15 protein-coding genes and 2 pseudogenes are annotated in these 18,588 nt (G+C 35.0%); 14 read left to right on the top strand and 3 right to left on the bottom strand.

Annotated features, from left to right (window positions below):
- Nucleotides 1-9: 9 nt before the first annotated feature.
- The 3 genes from tagF (at nucleotide 10) to tagH (ending at nucleotide 4,845) form a co-directional block, all read left to right on the top strand.
- Nucleotides 10-2,250: a teichoic acid poly(glycerol phosphate) polymerase gene (gene tagF / locus MKX38_RS18235; RefSeq protein ID WP_032722621.1), complete on the top strand. Its 2,241-nt coding sequence runs from the start codon at nucleotides 10-12 to the stop codon at nucleotides 2,248-2,250.
- A 164-nt stretch (nucleotides 2,251-2,414) separates the two neighbouring features.
- The gene (gene tagG, locus MKX38_RS18230) at nucleotides 2,415-3,242 is read left to right on the top strand and encodes a teichoic acids export ABC transporter permease subunit TagG (protein ID WP_003227928.1); all 828 of its coding nucleotides are present in this window, start codon (nucleotides 2,415-2,417) and stop codon (nucleotides 3,240-3,242) included.
- Between the two features lie 19 nt (nucleotides 3,243-3,261).
- On the top strand, nucleotides 3,262-4,845 hold the full coding sequence (tagH, locus tag MKX38_RS18225; RefSeq protein ID WP_339187965.1) for a teichoic acids export ABC transporter ATP-binding subunit TagH: 1,584 nt from the start codon (nucleotides 3,262-3,264) through the stop codon (nucleotides 4,843-4,845).
- A gap of 38 nt (nucleotides 4,846-4,883) precedes the next feature.
- Here the strand turns inward: tagH and MKX38_RS18220 are convergent.
- Nucleotides 4,884-5,525, bottom strand: a pseudogene (locus MKX38_RS18220) (UTP--glucose-1-phosphate uridylyltransferase); the annotation flags it as partial.
- A gap of 482 nt (nucleotides 5,526-6,007) precedes the next feature.
- On the opposite strand from MKX38_RS18220, the gene MKX38_RS18215 reads away from it, so the two are divergent.
- The 8 genes and pseudogenes from MKX38_RS18215 to MKX38_RS18180 form a co-directional block, all read left to right on the top strand.
- Entirely contained in the window at nucleotides 6,008-6,139 is a 132-nt protein-coding gene (locus tag MKX38_RS18215; protein WP_128484071.1) for an adenylyltransferase/cytidyltransferase family protein, read from the top strand.
- A 97-nt stretch (nucleotides 6,140-6,236) separates the two neighbouring features.
- Nucleotides 6,237-6,548, top strand: coding sequence for a CDP-glycerol glycerophosphotransferase family protein (locus MKX38_RS18210; RefSeq protein WP_339187962.1), 312 nt, complete (start codon nucleotides 6,237-6,239; stop codon nucleotides 6,546-6,548).
- Between the two features lie 293 nt (nucleotides 6,549-6,841).
- Nucleotides 6,842-7,114 carry a CDP-glycerol glycerophosphotransferase family protein gene (locus MKX38_RS18205; RefSeq protein WP_339187959.1) on the top strand — a complete coding sequence of 91 codons (273 nt, stop codon included), beginning with the start codon at nucleotides 6,842-6,844 and terminating at the stop codon, nucleotides 7,112-7,114.
- On the top strand, nucleotides 7,048-7,218 hold the full coding sequence (locus tag MKX38_RS18200; RefSeq protein ID WP_339189472.1) for a CDP-glycerol glycerophosphotransferase family protein: 171 nt from the start codon (nucleotides 7,048-7,050) through the stop codon (nucleotides 7,216-7,218). Before MKX38_RS18205 ends, MKX38_RS18200 begins: the two co-directional genes overlap by 67 nt.
- 161 nt (nucleotides 7,219-7,379) lie before the next feature.
- Nucleotides 7,380-8,726: a glycosyltransferase family 2 protein gene (locus tag MKX38_RS18195; RefSeq protein WP_033884186.1), complete on the top strand. Its 1,347-nt coding sequence runs from the start codon at nucleotides 7,380-7,382 to the stop codon at nucleotides 8,724-8,726.
- 43 nt (nucleotides 8,727-8,769) lie between these two features.
- The gene (locus MKX38_RS18190) at nucleotides 8,770-11,454 is read left to right on the top strand and encodes a CDP-glycerol glycerophosphotransferase family protein (RefSeq protein ID WP_339187954.1); all 2,685 of its coding nucleotides are present in this window, start codon (nucleotides 8,770-8,772) and stop codon (nucleotides 11,452-11,454) included.
- Nucleotides 11,451-12,227, top strand: a complete 777-nt coding sequence (locus tag MKX38_RS18185) for a DUF6270 domain-containing protein (protein ID WP_046381366.1) — start codon at nucleotides 11,451-11,453, stop codon at nucleotides 12,225-12,227. Before MKX38_RS18190 ends, MKX38_RS18185 begins: the two co-directional genes overlap by 4 nt.
- A gap of 134 nt (nucleotides 12,228-12,361) precedes the next feature.
- A pseudogene (locus tag MKX38_RS18180) lies at nucleotides 12,362-12,601 on the top strand (Teichoic acid translocation permease TagG); the annotation flags it as partial.
- 116 nt (nucleotides 12,602-12,717) lie between these two features.
- On the opposite strand, the gene galU reads toward MKX38_RS18180, so the two are convergent.
- A complete protein-coding gene (gene galU / locus MKX38_RS18175) occupies nucleotides 12,718-13,596 on the bottom strand; it encodes a UTP--glucose-1-phosphate uridylyltransferase GalU (RefSeq protein ID WP_017695322.1) in 879 nt (292 codons plus the stop codon).
- A 245-nt stretch (nucleotides 13,597-13,841) separates the two neighbouring features.
- Here galU and wecB point away from each other — a divergent pair, with 245 nt between their 5' ends.
- Entirely contained in the window at nucleotides 13,842-14,984 is a 1,143-nt protein-coding gene (gene wecB / locus MKX38_RS18170; RefSeq protein ID WP_017695321.1) for a UDP-N-acetylglucosamine 2-epimerase (non-hydrolyzing), read from the top strand.
- Between the two features lie 39 nt (nucleotides 14,985-15,023).
- On the opposite strand, the gene lytR is transcribed toward wecB, so the two are convergent.
- Nucleotides 15,024-15,944, bottom strand: a complete 921-nt coding sequence (gene lytR / locus MKX38_RS18165; RefSeq protein WP_014478144.1) for a transcription antiterminator LytR — start codon at nucleotides 15,942-15,944, stop codon at nucleotides 15,024-15,026.
- A 183-nt stretch (nucleotides 15,945-16,127) separates the two neighbouring features.
- Between lytR and lytA the strand changes: the two genes are divergently transcribed.
- Both lytA and MKX38_RS18155 read left to right on the top strand, forming a co-directional pair.
- A complete protein-coding gene (gene lytA / locus MKX38_RS18160; RefSeq protein WP_003242772.1) occupies nucleotides 16,128-16,436 on the top strand; it encodes a membrane-bound protein LytA in 309 nt (102 codons plus the stop codon).
- A gap of 23 nt (nucleotides 16,437-16,459) precedes the next feature.
- Nucleotides 16,460-18,577, top strand: coding sequence for a SpoIID/LytB domain-containing protein (locus tag MKX38_RS18155; protein ID WP_339187950.1), 2,118 nt, complete (start codon nucleotides 16,460-16,462; stop codon nucleotides 18,575-18,577).
- Nucleotides 18,578-18,588: the final 11 nt, after the last annotated feature.

Here is an 18,588-nt window from a genome sequence, read left to right as displayed (position 1 = left end):
TTTTGGGTAATGTCCTTAGTAGTTGACACTAATAAAAGGAAGCAAAAAGGAAAGAGCTTTTATACAGAGGAGCAGAAAAAAGTAATGATTGAAAACACTGTGATTAAATGTATTTTGAAAAGCTTGAAAAACAATTTAGGAAGTCTTGAATTGTTAATCTCAATTGATTCAGAACACCAATTTTTAGAGGATTACCAGTTATTTTTAAAGCTGAAAGAGAGACGTTCAGGAACGGAATCTGAATTTCCGCTTCAAAACACTGGCTCATTAGAGTATAAAACTGAGATAAATGCTCATGTTTTGCCTATGCCTGTTGAAATGGGACAAACATATGATTTTTATGTCGAATTTCGAAAAAAATATGAAGATGCGGAGCAGGAACCACTCTTGAAGCGTCTTTCTGCTGAAGTAAATTCAATTGAGCGCGCCTTTCATGTCGATCAAACCACAGAACTTTTGATTTTACCTTATACAACTGATAAAGGCAACTTTTCTATTAAGGTGAAAAGAGAGGCCAAAATCATCAGATTTGATCAAATCGAGATTAGCTCTGAAGAAATAAGCATAACAGGTTATGCGGGGTACCTGAGTTCCGAAAATCAATATCGGATAAAAAACTTGAACCTTATTTTAAAAAAGGGTGGAGAAACACCTATTGAGGAAAAATTTCCAATCAAGCTAGAAAGAAAAACACATGGCCTGGAAAACATGAGAGCAGATGGTTTTGTTCCGGAACTGTATGATTTTGAAGTGAAAGTGCCTTTGAAAGAAATTCCTTTCTCAAATGAAAAACGTTATGTTTATCGTCTTTTTATGGAGTATATATGCAATGACGATGAAGGAACGGATATTCAGTTCAACAGCACTGCTCTTGTTTTAGGAGATCGAAAAAACAAATTAAAAGGATTAGTAAGTATTATTAAAACAAACAACGCACCAGTTCGTTATGAAGTCTTTAAGAAAAAGAAAAAGCAGACTCTAGGTATCAGAGTAAACGACTATAGCCTGAAAACAAGGATTAAATACTTTATTAAAGGAAAGAAGAAGAGATTAGTATCAAAAATAAAAAAGATCACAAAAATGAGAAACAAGTTAATCACTAAAACATACAAATCTCTATTCATGATGGCTAGCAGAATGCCAGTTAAAAGGAAAACAGTCATTTTTGAAAGTTTTAATGGGAAACAATACAGTTGTAATCCGAGAGCGATTTACGAATATATGCGGGAAAACCACCCTGAGTATAAAATGTATTGGAGTGTAAATAAACAATATTCAGCGCCTTTTGATGAAAAGGGAATTCCTTACATTAATCGCCTCTCATTAAAATGGCTCTTCGCTATGGCAAGAGCTGAGTATTGGGTTGTTAACAGCCGGCTTCCATTATGGATTCCGAAACCTAGTCATACAACATATTTACAAACATGGCATGGCACACCTTTAAAAAGACTTGCAATGGATATGGAAGAAGTCCATATGCCTGGTACAAACACCAAAAAATATAAAAGGAATTTTATCAAGGAAGCTTCTAATTGGGATTACTTGATTTCCCCAAATGGTTATTCAACTGAGATCTTTACACGGGCGTTTCAGTTTAACAAGACAATGATTGAATCTGGATATCCTAGAAATGATTTTCTTCATAATGATAATAATGAGGAAACAATATCATTGATAAAGAGTAGGTTAAATATTCCTCGTGATAAAAAGGTTATTTTATATGCCCCTACATGGAGAGATGATCAGTTCTATGCAAAAGGGCGTTATAAGTTCGATCTCGATTTAGATTTGCATCAACTTAGACAAGAGCTTGGAAATGAATATATCGTAATCTTAAGAATGCATTATCTGGTAGCTGAGAATTTTGATTTAGGTCCTTTTGAAGGATTTGCATATGATTTTTCTGCTTATGAGGATATTCGAGAATTGTATATGGTTTCTGATTTGCTGATTACTGATTATTCTTCAGTATTCTTTGATTTTGCAAATTTAAAACGGCCAATGCTATTCTTTGTCCCTGACATCGAGACCTACCGGGATAAGTTGCGTGGTTTCTACTTTGATTTTGAAAAAGAAGCTCCTGGTCCTTTGGTAAAAACTACTGAAGAAACGATTGAGGCTATCAAGCAGATCTCATCGCCTGATTATAAGCTTCCGGTTTCTTTTGGTCCTTTCTATGATAAGTTTTGCTATTTAGAGTCAGGACGTTCATCTGAAAAGGTTGTTAATACTGTATTTAAAGCTGAATAATTTAGGTTATTTTATAAAATGTATAGCTGTCGATATTTCGGCAGCTTTTTAGATACTTGTTGAGAAGTGAAAAAAAATGCAGGATCTGTTACAATAATCAGCGGTGCTTTCAAATTTTAAACAGAAAGATTCCCAAAAACAATTAAGTCTAAGGAAGATAAAAAATGAATGATTTGTTGCGTATACTCAGAGAGCAAATAACGTCATTTCCTTTAATTTTAAGATTGGCGGCTTATGAAACCAAGTCTAAATATCAAATGAATTATTTAGGTGTCTTATGGCAGTTCTTAAATCCGCTTATCCAAATGCTGGCCTACTGGTTCGTATTTGGTATGGGGATTAGAAAGGGCGGTCCTGTGACAACCGGAGCGGGCGAAGTGCCTTTTATTATTTGGATGCTGGCAGGATTAATCCCATGGTTTTTCATCAGTCCAACTATACTTGATGGATCAAATAGTGTATTTAAGCGCATTAATATGGTGGCTAAAATGAACTTCCCGATTAGTTCTCTACCGTCCGTGGCAATTGCATCTAACTTATTTAGTTATATGATCATGATGGTGATTTATATCATTGTACTCCTAGTTAATGGTGTGTTCCCGAGTGTGCATTGGTTACAATATATTTATTACTTCATCTGTATGATTGCTTTTATGTTTTCGTTTAGTTTGTTTAACTCAACGATCAGTGTGCTGATTAGAGATTATCAATTTTTGCTGCAGGCCGTAACAAGACTTTTGTTTTTCTTGTTGCCAATTTTTTGGGATGTTAATGCGAAACTCGGTCAAAGCCACCCCGAATTAGTGCCTGTTCTGAAGTTGAATCCACTATTCTATATTATTGAAGGATTCCGGAACAGCTTCTTAGATGGAGCATGGTTTTTCCATGACATGAAGTACACGCTGTACTTTTGGTTGTTCACATTCCTTTTATTGTTAGTAGGTTCTATCCTGCATATGAAATTCAGAGACAAGTTTGTTGACTTTCTTTAATACGTAAGGAGATTTTACGATGAAACTAAAAGTTTCGTTTCGAAATGTTTCAAAGCAGTATCATTTGTATAAAAAACAATCGGACAAGATTAAAGGATTGTTTTTTCCGGCTAAGGATAATGGTTTTTTTGCTGTGCGGAATGTCTCCTTTGACGTGTATGAAGGGGAGACAATCGGCTTTGTAGGAATAAACGGGTCAGGAAAATCGACCATGTCTAACCTGCTGGCTAAAATTATTCCGCCGACCAGCGGTGAAATTGAAATGAACGGCCAGCCGTCGCTGATTGCGATTGCTGCCGGTTTGAATAACCAATTAACGGGCCGGGACAATGTCCGGCTCAAGTGTTTGATGATGGGGTTAACCAATAAAGAAATTGATGATATGTATGACAGCATCGTTGAATTTGCCGAGATTGGCGATTTTATTAATCAGCCGGTTAAAAACTATTCCAGCGGGATGAAGTCGCGTCTCGGTTTCGCGATCTCCGTGCATATTGATCCTGACATTTTAATTATTGACGAAGCTCTTTCTGTGGGGGACCAAACGTTTTATCAGAAGTGTGTAGACAGAATAAATGAGTTTAAAAAGCAAGGAAAAACGATTTTCTTTGTCAGCCACTCAATCGGTCAGATTGAAAAGATGTGTGACCGTGTTGCTTGGATGCACTATGGCGAGCTTCGTATGTTTGATGAAACAAAAACGGTTGTGAAAGAGTACAAAGCGTTTATTGGCTGGTTTAATAAGCTATCGAAAAAAGAAAAAGAGACATATAAAAAAGAGCAGACAGAAGAGAGGAAGAAAGAAGATCCTGAAGCGTTTGCCCGTTTCCGCAAAAAGAAGAAAAAGCCGAAATCACTGGCCAATGCCATTCAAATTGCTATTTTGTCTATTCTGACTGTCTTCATGGCGGGAACGATGTTCTTTAATGCCCCGCTTCGTACAATTGCTTCGTTTGGCGCTATTCCGCAAAATGAAGTGAAGAACCATCATGGCGATGCAAAGGGCAAGTCAGAGGAACGCTTAACTGCAATCAATAAGCAAGGGTTTATAGCAAATGAAAAAGCGGCTGCTTATAAGGATCAGGGTTTGAAACAGAAGGCTGACGTTACACTGCCATTCGGTACAAAAGTAACGGTAGCTGCAAAAGGCAAACAAGCAGCGAAAATAAAGTTTGACGGGCACTCTTATTATGTGAAACAGAGCGCTGTTGCAACTAACATGAAACACGCTGAATTGCATGCCACTGCATTTACGTCTTATGTCTCGCAAAACGCAGCATCTTCCTATGAATTCTTTCTGAAATTCCTAGGAGACAGCAGCACCAGCATTCAATCGAAATTGAATGGTTATACTGAAGGAAATAAGGCTGACGGCAGAAAAACGCTGAATTTTGATTATGAAAAAATCAGTTATGTACTGGAGAATGATAAAGCAACAGAGCTTATTTTTCATAACATTTCTCCTATCAACCCGGCGTCACTATCCTTAAGTGATAGCGATGTATTGTATGACAGCAGCAAGAAGCGTTTTCTTGTGAATACAGATGATCAGGTTTTTGCAGTTGATAATGAAGAGCATACACTGACTTTGATGTTGAAATAAAAAAAGGCTATTGGATGAATGTCCAATAGCCTTTTTGTTTAGATTTCTTCTTTGTTTAGTAAACCTTCCATAAATGGAACGAGCTGATCGCGAAGCTCTTTATCCTGCATCGCAAATTCAAGAGTTGTTGTGATGAAGCCGAGCTTTTCACCAACATCATAACGCTTGCCTTCAAAATCGTAAGCAAACACTCTTTGAATTTCATTCAGTTTTTGAATGGCGTCTGTAAGCTGAATTTCTCCGCCGGCGCCAACCTGCTGCTCCTCTAAATACATGAAAATCTCAGGCGTGAATACGTAACGGCCTAAGATGGCAAGATTAGAAGGTGCTGTGTCTTTAGGCGGTTTTTCAATGAAGTTTTTCACCTGATAACGGCGGCCTTCACTTGTCAGCGGGTCAATAATGCCGTAGCGGTGTGTTTCTTCTTCAGGCACCTGCTGAACACCGATAATAGAAGAAAGTGTTTTTTCATATTCATCCATTAATTGGCGCAACCCTGGTGTTTCAGCCTGAATAATATCGTCTCCAAGCAGAAACGCAAACGGCTCATCGCCGATAAAGTTGGGCGCGAACCAGACAGCATGTCCGAGACCTTTAGGTTCTTTTTGGAGGATATAGTGAATGTCGGCCAGATTAGAAGCTTTTTTCACTTTCTCAAGAAGCTCGGTTTTTTCTTTATCTAATTAATTAATAGGTTTCGTTTGTATCGTATCAACCTTTCTTTCATCTATATGTCTATAAAAACAAGTGTGTTTTACTCTATCTTACCGCAAAAATCTTTAGGAACTTTTAACATTCGTATTACAATTCCTTCATGTTTTGACGATGTATTAATATGAGAAGGGCGTACAAAATAAATGGTGTTGCAGAAAGAAAACGTTTCACTTAAAAACGCGACAAAAGAATCGATTTTTCCGAAAAAGAAAACTCGTTATAAAGGGTATAGATAAGATATTGGACCTGCAAAAAATATACAACAATACAACGGTGATACAAAAAAATGCTGGTGATTAACATTTTTAAAGAGTCTTAACTTTTATAGGAACTTATGCTATTATTGTTCATTATTAATGGTACGTAAAAAATATGTCGAAATGATAAACAACCTGTTAAAGTTTTTGGTTTTTTTCTGGTACTCTCAGTTGGAAGGTGATGTTATCTCATGAAGAAAGTGATAACGTACGGAACATTTGATTTATTTCACTACGGACATATGAAGCTGCTGGAAAGTTTACCTTTCAAGAACAAAAGCCATTTCAACTACCAAATCAAAAAACACATGGCTAGTTTATAGACGCACTAACTAAAAGAGGCTTGAATCATTCAGTTGCTTCTTTTTTTCTTGTTTGCTGAGATAAGTATTTAATTCTTTGATATTTAAAGAGTCTAAAATGAAATCAAAGATTTTAATGAAATATAGAAGACTATTGGTCAGTGTATACTCAATTATTTTTAGAATAATTGGGCTTTTGCCCAGAAACGAAAGATTACTCATCTTCGAAAGCTATTCAGGCAAACAATTCAGCTGTAATCCAAGAGCAATTTTCGAGTATCTTGAAGAAAATAAGAATAAATATGAATATGGATTATTTTGGAGTGTAGATAAAAGAGGCAAAGATTTATTTGATGATTCAGATGAGAATTATTTGAAAAAATCTCTCTCAAATGGCTGTTGTATTTGGCTACATCAAAATATTGGATAACAAACAGCCACTTGCCGCTATAGGTTCTAAAACCGAGAAACACTACATATGTGCACACTGGGCACGGAACTCCCCTAAATGCAAATGACATGGATAAAGTACATATGCCCGGCATGAAGACTGAATAATATAAAAGAAACTTTCTTATAGAAGTCAGTAAATGCGGTTATCTCATTTCCCTTAATGCTTACTCTACGAAAATTTTTAAAAATGCGTTTCAGTTTAAAAAGACGTTTATTGAATAGGGCTATCCGAGGAACGATTTTTTATATAAAAAAAATAGCAATGAAGGAATGCTGAAAATAAAAAGAGATAACTCATTTTATGTTAAAGGTAAATATAAATTTAATATGGTGTTGGATTTAGAAAGTCTTAAAGACCAATTAAGTAATGAATATATTGTTATTTTAAGGGTCCACTATCTTGTATCTGAAAATATTAACTTAACTGAATACATGAGTTTTGCTTATGATTTTTCTGATTATAATGATATTAGAGAATTATACTTAATATCAGATATATTAATAACAGACTATTCTTCAGTATTTCTTATTATGTCGGTTTAAAAAGGCGTTATGTTCCCGATATTAAATTTTATAGAGATAAACTAAGAGATTTTTATTATGATTTTGAAAAGTGTGCTCCGGGACCTCTTTTTAAAACAACATAAAAAGTAAATTGAATCCATACATAAAACAAGAGACTATAAACAGGATGAAAACATTACTTCATTTTATGACCAATTTTGTTAGTTGGAAAAGATGATTCATTCAAAAAAAGTTGTGGAAGACTACTCGGATAAAAACTTATTATTTTAAAGGAGCACTTGAGATGTTGTTTTCAATTGTAATGCCTGTTTATAATTCGGGATTATATATAAGAGAGGCCATTGACAGTATTATTGATCAGACAATTAATTTTGAAAAAAACATAGAAATAATATTGATTGAAAATAATAGCATAGATAATTCAAAAAACATATGTGAACAATACGCAACTGCATATCCGAATAATATTAAAATTATTTATCAAGATGAACCGAATGTCAGTATGGCAAGAAATAATGGATTAAAAGTTTGTGATAATAGTAAATATATAGGGTTTATAGATTCTGATGACAAAGTCTCACTAAATGCTATTGCTGAGGTATTAAAGTTTTTTGAAAAGCATACCGATATTAATTTAGCGGTACTGCCGCTATTTTTCTTCGATAATAAAAATGGAGAACACTCACTTAATTATAGATTTAAAAGTGGTGAAAGCATTGTAAACATAACTGATAATTACACTGCTATTCATTATCACATAGGTGGAACATTTTTTCGAAAAAAAGCAATAGAACGTCTTGGTCTTGCTTTTAATGAAAAAATGGATTTTTGGGAAGATGTTTTATTTATTAATACGTTTTTAATTAAAGAACAAAAATATGGCCTTATTCCTGCCGCTAAATATTTCTATAGAAAAAGAAAAAGTGAGGATTCTCTAGTAGACACTTCGTGGTCTAAAAAAAACAGGTATACTTTTTTACTTACAAATGGATATGGTGAAATGGTTAAAAGATCATTAGAAGAGTACAGCGAAGTTATACCTTATGTTCAATGTTTAATTCTTAATCATTTAAAATTATTTATTTTTCAAAAAAACAATAACAAGGTTTATGAAGTGCTAAATAAGATAGAACAGAGTGAGTTTTTTAAGGAATTATTTCACGTTTTGAAATATATAGATGAGAATTTAATTGTAAAACAAAACATGAAAACATATTTAAAAGAGTATCTCATTTCATTTAAACGATGGGGTTATCCTGTCAACAGACTTATTCAATTAGGGAAACTAGAAAATGAAAAAATCGTTATTACTTCATGGAAAGTCAATAAATTTTCAATTGAGCTAATGGTAAGTTTGAGTAATGAAGAGTCTGTGATTAACGATAAAAATAGTGTTTATATCTCTTATGGAAGAAAATTGAGAAAAGCAAAATTAATAAACAAGCAAGAACATAAGAACATAGTTATTTGGGGAACCACAGTTAGGGATAGAAAATATTCTTCATATCAATTAAAACTTCCGATAGGAGTTACTTTTTTTAGGTTTATTGTTGAAAAAGACAACAATTTAATTGATCTTCAAAAAGTTAATGTTTTAACTAGAATATTTCAAAAGTTGATTAGAATCTAATACCCTTGAGTAAAAAGAAATAAATTAAAGGAGATTGAAAAACTTGGAACAAAAGAATTTTTTCTTTTCTATTATAATGGCAATTTACAATGTTGAAGAATTTTTAGATGAAGCAATAACAAGCATAATTGATCAGGCACTTGATTTTGAGCATCATATACAGTTGATTTTAGTCAACGATGGAAGTGTTGATGCATCAGGGGAAATTTGCTTAAAGTATAAAGAAGCGTATCCAGAAAATATAGTCTTTATCGATAAGGAGAATGGCGGAGCAAGTAGTGGGCGTAATGAGGGTTTAAAATATGCCAAAGGTAAATATATTAATTTCTTAGATCCTGATGATACATTGTCCCCTTCAACCCTTTTAAAAGTATATGATTTTTTTGAAAAGAATTATTCTAAAGTCGATGTAGTTTCTATTCCAATGATGATGTTTGGTAAAACAAGTGGTCCACACTTATTAAATTATAAATTTGATAAAACTAGGCTAGTTCATATCTTGAAAGAACATACAGGAATTCAATTATCAGCACCAAGTTCATTCGTGAAAAAAGAAGCTGTTAAAAATCACTTTTTTAATGAAGATATGGCCTACGCTGAAGATAGTGAATGGCTGACTAAAATTATAATGAAGCGCCAAGTATACGGTATTGTGTCAGAAGGACAATATAATTATCGACGAAGAGAAGATGCGTCATCTGCAACTCAAACAGGTAAAAATGATAAAAAATGGTATGTGGATTATTTGAAGAATTTCTCTCGAGAATTAATTAATCATAGTATTACAACTTTAGGATACGTTCCAAGATACATTCAGTATATGATTGCCTATGACTTGCAGTGGAGAATAAATATAGAAGACAGAACTGATGTTTTGACGGATAAGGAAGTTGAAGAGTTTTTTGACTTGCTAGAAAGAATACTTGCATTTATAGATGACGACATAATCTTTGAACAAAAATCTCTAAACTTGCACAGAAAATATTTTTTAATCAAATTGAAATATCGAAATAAAAAAAATGTATTTAAAAAGATCTTTTTGAATCGTAATGTGAATTTATATTTTAAAGAGAAATTAATTAATTCTATGAGATATGAAGCTATAACAATGGAGCTATTAAGCATTGAAAAGGGGATTTTAACCCTTGAAGGTAATTTTGGTTCATTATTTGATGCCGCAGAATTAGAAGTGAAAGCATGTGTCAATGACAAGATATATCATGCCGAAAAAATTGATAGAACAGTACACAACTTATATTGCTTAAATAAGCCAGTTAAAGAGTACCTGGGCTTTAAGGTTGATATCCCAGTTGGTGAGCTTGCAAATAACTCGAATATTGAAATGATGATTTCATCAAATGGAAAACTAATAAAAGTAAAAATTAACTTTGGACGATTATTCCCGCTGGATAAACATATAGTTGATTTCTATACCAAAAATGGTATAGGGATTTATTTCGATCATAAACTTAATAATTTAGTAGTTCTAAAAGATAAAAATCAGATTATTAGAGCAAAAGAAAAGCGGGCTCAAAGACGTTTTAAGACCTTTAATAAAATAGGTGCTGAGAAAGCATCAAATGTAAGAAAGATTATGGAACACCTCTATAAAATAAAGAAAAATAAAAGAGTATGGCTTTTTATGGATAGAATCAACAAGGCAGATGATAATGCTGAAGCATTATTTGAATATGCAATGCAGCAGAATGACGGCATCAAAAAATATTTTATTATCAGTAAAGATAGTCCAGATTATAACAGGCTGAAAAAAATAGGACCAGTTGTTGCATACGGGTCACCTAAGCACAAATTTTTACATTTACTTGCCGATGAAATTATCTCTTCACATGCAGATGATTATGTAGTCAACCCGTTTGTGAATATGAGGAAATATTATAAGGACTTATTTAAATTTAACTTTGTTTTTCTTCAACATGGAATTACGAAAGATGATATTTCGGGATGGCTTAATAAGTATAAGAAAAATATTAGACTATTTATCACAGCCGCTCAACCTGAGTATGAGTCTATAATTAATGGTCATTATAATTATTCAAAAAGAGAAGTAATTCTAACTGGATTTCCTAGATTTGATAAGCTTGTTAATCATAATCATAAAAAGATATTAATTATGCCAACATGGAGAAATCATTTAGTAGGAAAAATAAATCCGCAAACAGGGAAAAGAGATTACTCACCACTCTTTAAAAACTCAGTTTATTTTAATGAACTTAATAATTTATTAAATGATGCTAAACTCATTAATGAGGCTAATGAAAAAGGATACGAGATCGTATTCTTCCCGCATCCAAATATTGTTCAGCAGTTGAAAGATTTCAACAAAAATAGTTCAGTGAGGATTGCGGACATTAATGAAAGTTATCGAGATCATTTCAATAATAGTGCGATTTTAGTTACAGATTATTCATCCGTTGCATTTGACTTTGCTTATCTTAAAAAACCTGTTTTTTACTTCCAATACGAAAAAAATCACTTGGAAAAAGGGTATTTTGATTACAATTCAATGGGGTTTGGAGAAGTAATTGCTGATAAAGATGCTTTAGTTGATAAGCTGATAAATTGTATGGAAAACGATTGTATAATGGATGCCAAATATATTGATAGAGTAAATCAATTTTATAAGTATACGGATAAAGAAAACTGTAAACGTGTTTATCAACAAATTATTAGTCTAGGAACTAATATTAAAGAGGGAATAAAGAAATGAAAAAAGTAGCTGTTTATGGTAGTTGTGTTACACGTGATAACTTTAACTCTCAATTTAATGCTGATTATAAAAATTTTTTTGATTGTGTATTGACCCAAAACCAATCGTCCATTATTTCAACAATGAGTAAACCTAACTACATTGTTATTGATAATGAGAACATGTCTAATCATGAAAAAAACACTTTAAAGACGGATTTTGAGAATAGCTTTCTAACCGAGATTAAATCTGTTCAGCCAGACATTTTGATTTTGGACTTTTTCGCAGATGTGCATTTTGGCTACGTAGAAATTTCAGATAACCAGTTTGTTACAAATAACAGATGGACTCTCCCTAAAACGAATTATTATAAATTTACAATTCAAAATAAAAAACAAAGTTTTAATATAGAAGATCATTTTGAAAATTATTTTGCACTATGGAAACAGAAATTTAATCTTTTCTATAACTACGTCAGATTAAATTGCCCTAAAACCAAAATTATCTTAAATAGTGCAAGAAACGTTCATCACTTTTTTGATAAAGAAGATCAGAAAAAATTGCTTATAAATGGAGGGAACATCAAAGTAATTGATGTTGATTATTATAATAAGATTTGGAATAAATTTGACGCATATGTATTAGATAGCTTCAATGATATCGAGGCGATAGATTTATTTAAAAATAAAAGCTATAATTCCTTTGAAAACCATCCATGGGGCAAATTTTATGTGCATTATACAATGGATTATTACACTGATTTTTTTGACCAGTTTAAAAAAATAAGTCTATAGAGTTAACTCTTCGACGAAGGGTTAAACGTGAAAATTGAGATAATGAACATTTCTGCAAATCATAAAAATGATGGATGGATATATTTGGACATGCCGACCGAATAGAGGAATTTGAGGGCCTGGCTCTTAAATTAAAAGGGATTAATATGGTAGCCAAAATGAACTTTCCGACAGTTCACTGCCTTCTGTTGTAATTGCTTCAAATTTATTTAATTATTTTGTAATGCTGGTTGTTTAGTCATTGTTCTTTTAGCAAGTGGTGTTTACTTAGCTTGCATTGAATACAAGATATTTACTATTTAATCTGCATGTTTGTATTTATGTTTTCATTTAGTTTGTTTAACTCTACAATCAGTGTGTTTGTCTGGGATTATTAATTTTTGCGGCAGGCCGTTGATCAGGTCTTCGCAGTTGATAATGAAGAGCATACATTGACTTTGATGTTGAAATAAAAAAAGGCTATTGGATGAATGTCCAATAGCCTTTATGTTTAGATTTCTTCTTTGTTTAGTAAACCTTCCATAAATGGAACGAGCTGATCGCGAAGCTCTTTATCCTGCATCGCAAATTCTAGAGTTGTTGTGATAAAGCCGAGCTTTTCACCAACATCATAACGCTTGCCTTCAAAATCGTAAGCAAACACTCTTTGAATTTCATTCAGCTTTTGAATGGCGTCTGTGAGCTGAATTTCTCCGCCGGCGCCAACCTGCTGCTCCTCTAAATACATGAAAATCTCAGGCGTGAATACGTAACGGCCTAAGATGGCAAGATTAGAAGGTGCTGTGCCTTTAGGCGGTTTTTCAACGAAGTTTTTCACCTGATAACGGCGGCCTTCACTTGTCAGCGGGTCAATAATGCCGTAGCGGTGTGTTTCTTCTTCAGGCACCTGCTGAACACCGATAATAGAAGAAAGTGTTTTTTCATATTCATCCATTAATTGGCGCAACCCTGGTGTGTCAGCCTGAACAATATCGTCTCCAAGCAGTACCGCAAACGGCTCATCGCCGATAAAGTTGCGCGCGCACCAGACAGCATGGCCGAGACCTTTAGGTTCTTTTTGGCGGATATAGTGAATGTCAGCCAGGTTAGAAGCCTTTTTCACTTTTTCAAGCAACTCAGTTTTTCCTTTTTCTTCTAGGTTTCTTTCAAGCTCAGGAGAGTAATCAAAATGATCCTCAATCGCACGCTTGCTTTTTCCTGTTACGATAATAATATCCTCAATACCGGCTTCGACAGCTTCTTCAATTATGTATTGAATGGTAGGTTTATCAACGATAGGAAGCATTTCTTTCGGCATTGCTTTCGTAGCCGGAAGAAAACGTGTTCCTAAGCCTGCTGCTGGAATTATGGCTTTACGTACTTTTTTCATTTAAAAGGCACCTTCCTTATGATCGAAAAAATTTATGGTTAAACTATTCTCTATTTACCCTTTTCAATATGTTTTTACACATTTTTATGATATCGGATAAACCATTTTTAAACAAGCTTTATCCTTAATATTAAAACTTATATCATTTTATTTGAATCAAGAATGAAATGATTTAAAATGATGCATTTTCATGTAGAATATGTAGTATGAATTTATTTACTATAGCAGAAAACCAGGTGACAAATATGAAAAAACTAAAAGTGATGACCGTTTTCGGGACCAGGCCTGAAGCGATCAAGATGGCACCGCTTGTGCTTGAATTGAAAAAATATCCTGAAATAGATTCCTATGTAACGGTAACTGCACAGCACAGACAGATGCTCGATCAGGTGTTAGATGCGTTTCACATCAAGCCTGACTTCGATTTGAACATTATGAAGGAGCGGCAGACACTGGCAGAGATTACGTCTAACGCACTTGTAAGATTGGATGAGTTGTTTAAAGATATCAAACCCGATATTGTGCTTGTCCATGGTGATACGACGACGACGTTTGCCGGAAGCCTAGCCGCTTTTTACCATCAAATTGCTGTCGGTCATGTGGAGGCGGGGCTCCGTACAGGGAATAAGTATTCCCCGTTTCCGGAAGAGCTCAATCGACAGATGACAGGGGCGATCGCTGATTTGCATTTTGCTCCGACAGGCCAGGCGAAAGACAATTTATTAAAAGAAAACAAAAAGGCCGACTCTATTTTTGTAACGGGCAATACAGCGATTGACGCACTCAACACAACGGTTAGGGATGGTTACTCACATCCTGTTCTCGATCAGGTGGGTGAGGATAAAATGATTCTCTTGACCGCTCACCGCCGGGAAAATTTGGGTGAGCCAATGGAAAACATGTTCAAGGCCATCCGCAGAATTGTAGAGGAATTTGAAGATGTACAAGTCGTTTACCCTGTGCACCTGAATCCTGTTGTCCGGGAAGCGGCTCAGAAGCATTTTGGTGATTCTGACAGAGTGCATCTGATTGAACCTTTAGAGGTGATCGATTTCCATAACTTTGCAGCGAAATCGCATTTTATATTGACCGATTCGGGCGGCGTGCAGGAGGAAGCCCCATCTCTCGGGAAACCGGTTCTTGTTCTGCGTGATACGACGGAACGGCCTGAAGGAGTGGAAGCGGGAACGCTGAAACTTGCAGGTACGGATGAGGAAAACATTTATCAGCTTGCAAAACAGCTGTTAACTGATCCTGATGAGTACAAGAAAATGTCCCAGGCTTCTAATCCGTATGGAGATGGAGAGGCTTCCCGCCGGATTGTGGAAGAATTGCTGTTTCATTACGGGTATCGAAAAGAACAACCGGATTCATTTACAGGCAAATAAAAAAGAAGCTTTGCACATTGTGCGAAGCTTCTTTTTGTTTTACTTTTCGAGGCTTTCCTTCAGCTCTTTTGTAATATCGGAAAGGGCGCTTTCATCAGCTTGGTAGTAGTAAATTCCATTGATTTTTGTGCCTGTACCTTTTAGTTCGTGCTGTTTAATATGTTTCCGCGCACCTTTGTAATCGGACTGGATATCCCACATGTTATCGAAGGTCAAGTTCGTTTTCACATTATCTTCAACAACTTTAAACATATCTCCGAATTTCGTGATGGAAGAAATATTAGCGCCTTTATTAATAATACCTTGGATGACTTGGCGCTGGCGGTCCTGGCGTCCGAAGTCGCCTCTCGGATCTTCTTTTCTCATCCGAGTATAAGCGAGCGCTTCTTTTCCGTTCAGCGTGATTTCTCCTTTGCCGAACGAATAACCGTCATAACTGAACGCGAATGTGCTGTTAACTGTAATGCCGCCAAGTGTATCAACAACGTCTCTAAAGCTTTCCATGTTCACTTTCACAAAATAATCAACCGGAACATCGAGGAAGTTCTCAACAGTGTCTACCGTCATCTGCGTGCCGCCGAAAGCGTATGAATGGTTGATTTTATCCATTGTGCCTTTTCCGATAATTTTTGTATACGTGTCACGCGGAATGCTGACCATGTCGGTTGTATTCGTTTTTGGGTTAACGGTCATATAAATGAGCGTATCGGCACGGCCCTTATCGCCGTCGCGTTCATCCACACCCATGATTAAGACGGAAAAAGGATCTTTTTTATTGATACTGACCTCTTTATCCCTCTTTTTAGATTTATCAATGCTTTCATGAATACTTGCCACGGTTGAAGCTGCTTTATGCCATAAGTAGTATGCATAGCCGCCAGTTCCGAGTACAAGAAGTCCGATTATCGTTAAAATTGTCAGTAATAAAGTTTTTTTCTTTTTTCTGCGTTCGTTTCTCATCCTTTGCACCTCGTCTGTTAAATTACTTTCATTATGAGTTAAATTTCCAATAAATACAACTCTATTTAATACAAGAATGAAATCCTAAAATAGTCGTTTTTTATAAAAAAAAGTTTCATTGTTTCTTAATTTTTCTTTAAAATATAAAATAGGTTGACGATAAAATATAATGAGGTGAAAAAAATGAAAAAATTTATTGCTTTACTGTTCTTTATATTGCTTCTTTCGGGTTGCGGGGTTAATAGTCAAAAGAGTCAAGGTGAAGATGTATCGCCAGACAGTAACATTGAAACAAAGGAAGGTACTTATGTAGGGTTAGCTGATACTCATACAATAGAAGTAACAGTAGATAATGAGCCGGTTAGTCTTGATATCACTGAAGAATCGACAAGTGATCTTGATAAGTTTAACAGTGGAGATAAGGTCACGATTACATATGAAAAAAATGATGAGGGTCAGCTTCTGTTAAAAGATATTGAACGTGCCAACTAAGATATAGGGAGGAACCTGAAATTTTGAAATCTTGCAAACAATTGATAGTGTGTTCACTTGCTGCAATCTTATTATTGATTCCATCAGTTTCTTTTGCAGCAGACTCAAACATCTCAGTTAAATTGTCAAATTATATTGGAAATAAATCTAGCATCAGTCTATCGCCAACAGGATTTTATAAAGTAACTGGAGATAATGTTGCTGTTACGGATCGTTTTGCAGGCGCTTCACGATACGAAACTGCGACTCTTGCATCCAACAGCCAGTGGAAAAATCCTAATACAGTGATATTGGTGAACCGAGATATTTTTATTGATGCATTGCCTGTTATTCCATTGGCGAAAAAACTGAACGCACCAGTTTTATTTACTCAGCCTGACACGTTAACAAAAACTACTGAAAGACAAATTGCTAAGTTTAACCCTGATAATATTTTAATCATTGGGGGAGCGCGAAGCATTTCAAAAGATGTAGAAAACAAGCTGAAATCATATGGCGCTGTGAAAAGGATAAGCGGAAAAAATAGATATGTCTTATCAGAAAATATTGCAAAGCAAATGGGCAGCTATGATAAAGCGATCGTTGTAACCGGAAGAGTATTTCAAGACGCTTTAGCCATTGCTCCATATGCAGCAGCACACGGATACCCTATTTTGCTTACAGAGAAAGACAAGCTTCCGGATTATAATTTGCCAAAACAAGTCATCATTATAGGCAGTTCATTTAGCGTCAGTGATAGTGTAGAAAACCAAATTAAAAAAACTTCAACTGTGCAAAGGATTCCTGGATCAACCAGATATGAACTTACGGCAAATATAATTAAGCAACTAAAGTTGAAGGCTGATAAAGTCGTAATGACGAACGGGACAAAATATGCAGACGTACTGATAGGCGCTTCGCTTGCCTCGAAGAAAAACAGCCAAATTTTATTTATTAAACAAGATAGCGTTCCGGCTGCGGCTAAAAGTATAACGAAAGATAAAGCCACATATGCATACGACTTTATTGGAAGTACCAGTTCAATTTCTGCTGAAGTTGAGAATTCACTTGCTGATGAATTTTATTTAGCTGACGGTAGCACCTATAATCTAAAAATCAACAGCGGAAAATTAAACCTTGAAAACATCAAAACTTACGGAAACTCCCTAAGAATTAAACCAGAAAACTATTCTACTTCAAACAGAATTAGTCTTGATGGAAAGCAGTATCTTGGCACGGTTAATTTCTCTATTGAGTCTACTAAATATATCCGACCGGTAAATGAGAATATTCCATTTGAGGATTACTTAAAAGGAGTAGTTCCGAATGAAATGCCTGCTAGCTGGTCACTTGAGGCTCTTAAAGCACAGACTGTCGCTGCAAGAACCTACTCAATAACAAAAACAGGAACTACTGTACCTGATACAACCGCTTTTCAAGTTTATGGTGGCTACAGTTGGAATTCGAATACCAATAAAGCGGTAGAGCAAACGAAGGGGAAAGTTCTGAAATATAATGGATCTCTTATAACTGCAGCTTATTCTTCCAGTAATGGTGGTTACACAGAAGCTAGTAATGAAGTGTGGTCGTCAAGTGTACCTTACTTGATTGCAAAAAAAGATACAAAGGATCCTCAAATAGGCTGGACGCTTACTTTGTCAAAACAACAGCTAGATACGAAATCTTTGGACTTAACGAAGCCTTCTTCTTGGTGGTCTTCAGCGACTGAAACTGATTCTGCAAGACTTTCCGGAGTTAAGAACTGGATCTTGAAAAATAAAGAAACAAGCGCTGATTCTGTCAAAATTGCAAGTATTGACGATTTAAGCTTTAGTGGAACGACACAAGGGCAGCGTGCAAAAACAGCATCGATGAAAGTGAAGTATTTTGTTAAAAGCAGTACTGGCTCCTATAACTTGAGCAAAATTACAACCATTAGTGTACCAACAAGTGAGTTAAGAACAATGATTGGAGCGACTGTATTTAAAAGTACTTATGTGACTGTAAAAAAAGATACTTCAAAGTACACAATCAGCGGTAAAGGATATGGTCACGGGATCGGAATGAGTCAATATGGAGCAAAAGCAAGAGCAGAAGCTGGAGATTCATATAGTTCAATTTTGAAATTTTACTATCCAGGTACAACTCTGACAAGTTATTAATTATTTTAGGA

The sequence above is a fragment of the Bacillus sp. FSL M8-0025 genome, from assembly GCF_037975475.1.
Taxonomy (GTDB): Bacteria; Bacillota; Bacilli; order Bacillales; family Bacillaceae; genus Bacillus; species Bacillus subtilis.
Note: the sequence above shows the minus strand (reverse complement) of the source record. Positions and strands in the feature narration are given on the sequence as shown.

What these genes read in the sequence shown, in the direction of transcription:
- MKX38_RS18185 (WP_046381366.1), top strand. Translation starts at nt 11,451, where the DNA reads ATGAAAAAAGTAGCTGTTTATGGTAGTTGTGTTACACGTGATAACTTT.
- tagF (WP_032722621.1), top strand. Translation starts at nt 10, where the DNA reads ATGTCCTTAGTAGTTGACACTAATAAAAGGAAGCAAAAAGGAAAGAGC.
- tagH (WP_339187965.1), top strand. Translation starts at nt 3,262, where the DNA reads ATGAAACTAAAAGTTTCGTTTCGAAATGTTTCAAAGCAGTATCATTTG.
- MKX38_RS18210 (WP_339187962.1), top strand. Translation starts at nt 6,237, where the DNA reads ATGAAATCAAAGATTTTAATGAAATATAGAAGACTATTGGTCAGTGTA.
- MKX38_RS18195 (WP_033884186.1), top strand. Translation starts at nt 7,380, where the DNA reads ATGTTGTTTTCAATTGTAATGCCTGTTTATAATTCGGGATTATATATA.
- MKX38_RS18205 (WP_339187959.1), top strand. Translation starts at nt 6,842, where the DNA reads ATGCTGAAAATAAAAAGAGATAACTCATTTTATGTTAAAGGTAAATAT.
- MKX38_RS18215 (WP_128484071.1), top strand. Translation starts at nt 6,008, where the DNA reads ATGAAGAAAGTGATAACGTACGGAACATTTGATTTATTTCACTACGGA.
- galU (WP_017695322.1), bottom strand. Translation starts at nt 13,596, where the DNA reads ATGAAAAAAGTACGTAAAGCCATAATTCCAGCAGCAGGCTTAGGAACA.
- wecB (WP_017695321.1), top strand. Translation starts at nt 13,842, where the DNA reads ATGAAAAAACTAAAAGTGATGACCGTTTTCGGGACCAGGCCTGAAGCG.
- lytR (WP_014478144.1), bottom strand. Translation starts at nt 15,944, where the DNA reads ATGAGAAACGAACGCAGAAAAAAGAAAAAAACTTTATTACTGACAATT.
- tagG (WP_003227928.1), top strand. Translation starts at nt 2,415, where the DNA reads ATGAATGATTTGTTGCGTATACTCAGAGAGCAAATAACGTCATTTCCT.
- lytA (WP_003242772.1), top strand. Translation starts at nt 16,128, where the DNA reads ATGAAAAAATTTATTGCTTTACTGTTCTTTATATTGCTTCTTTCGGGT.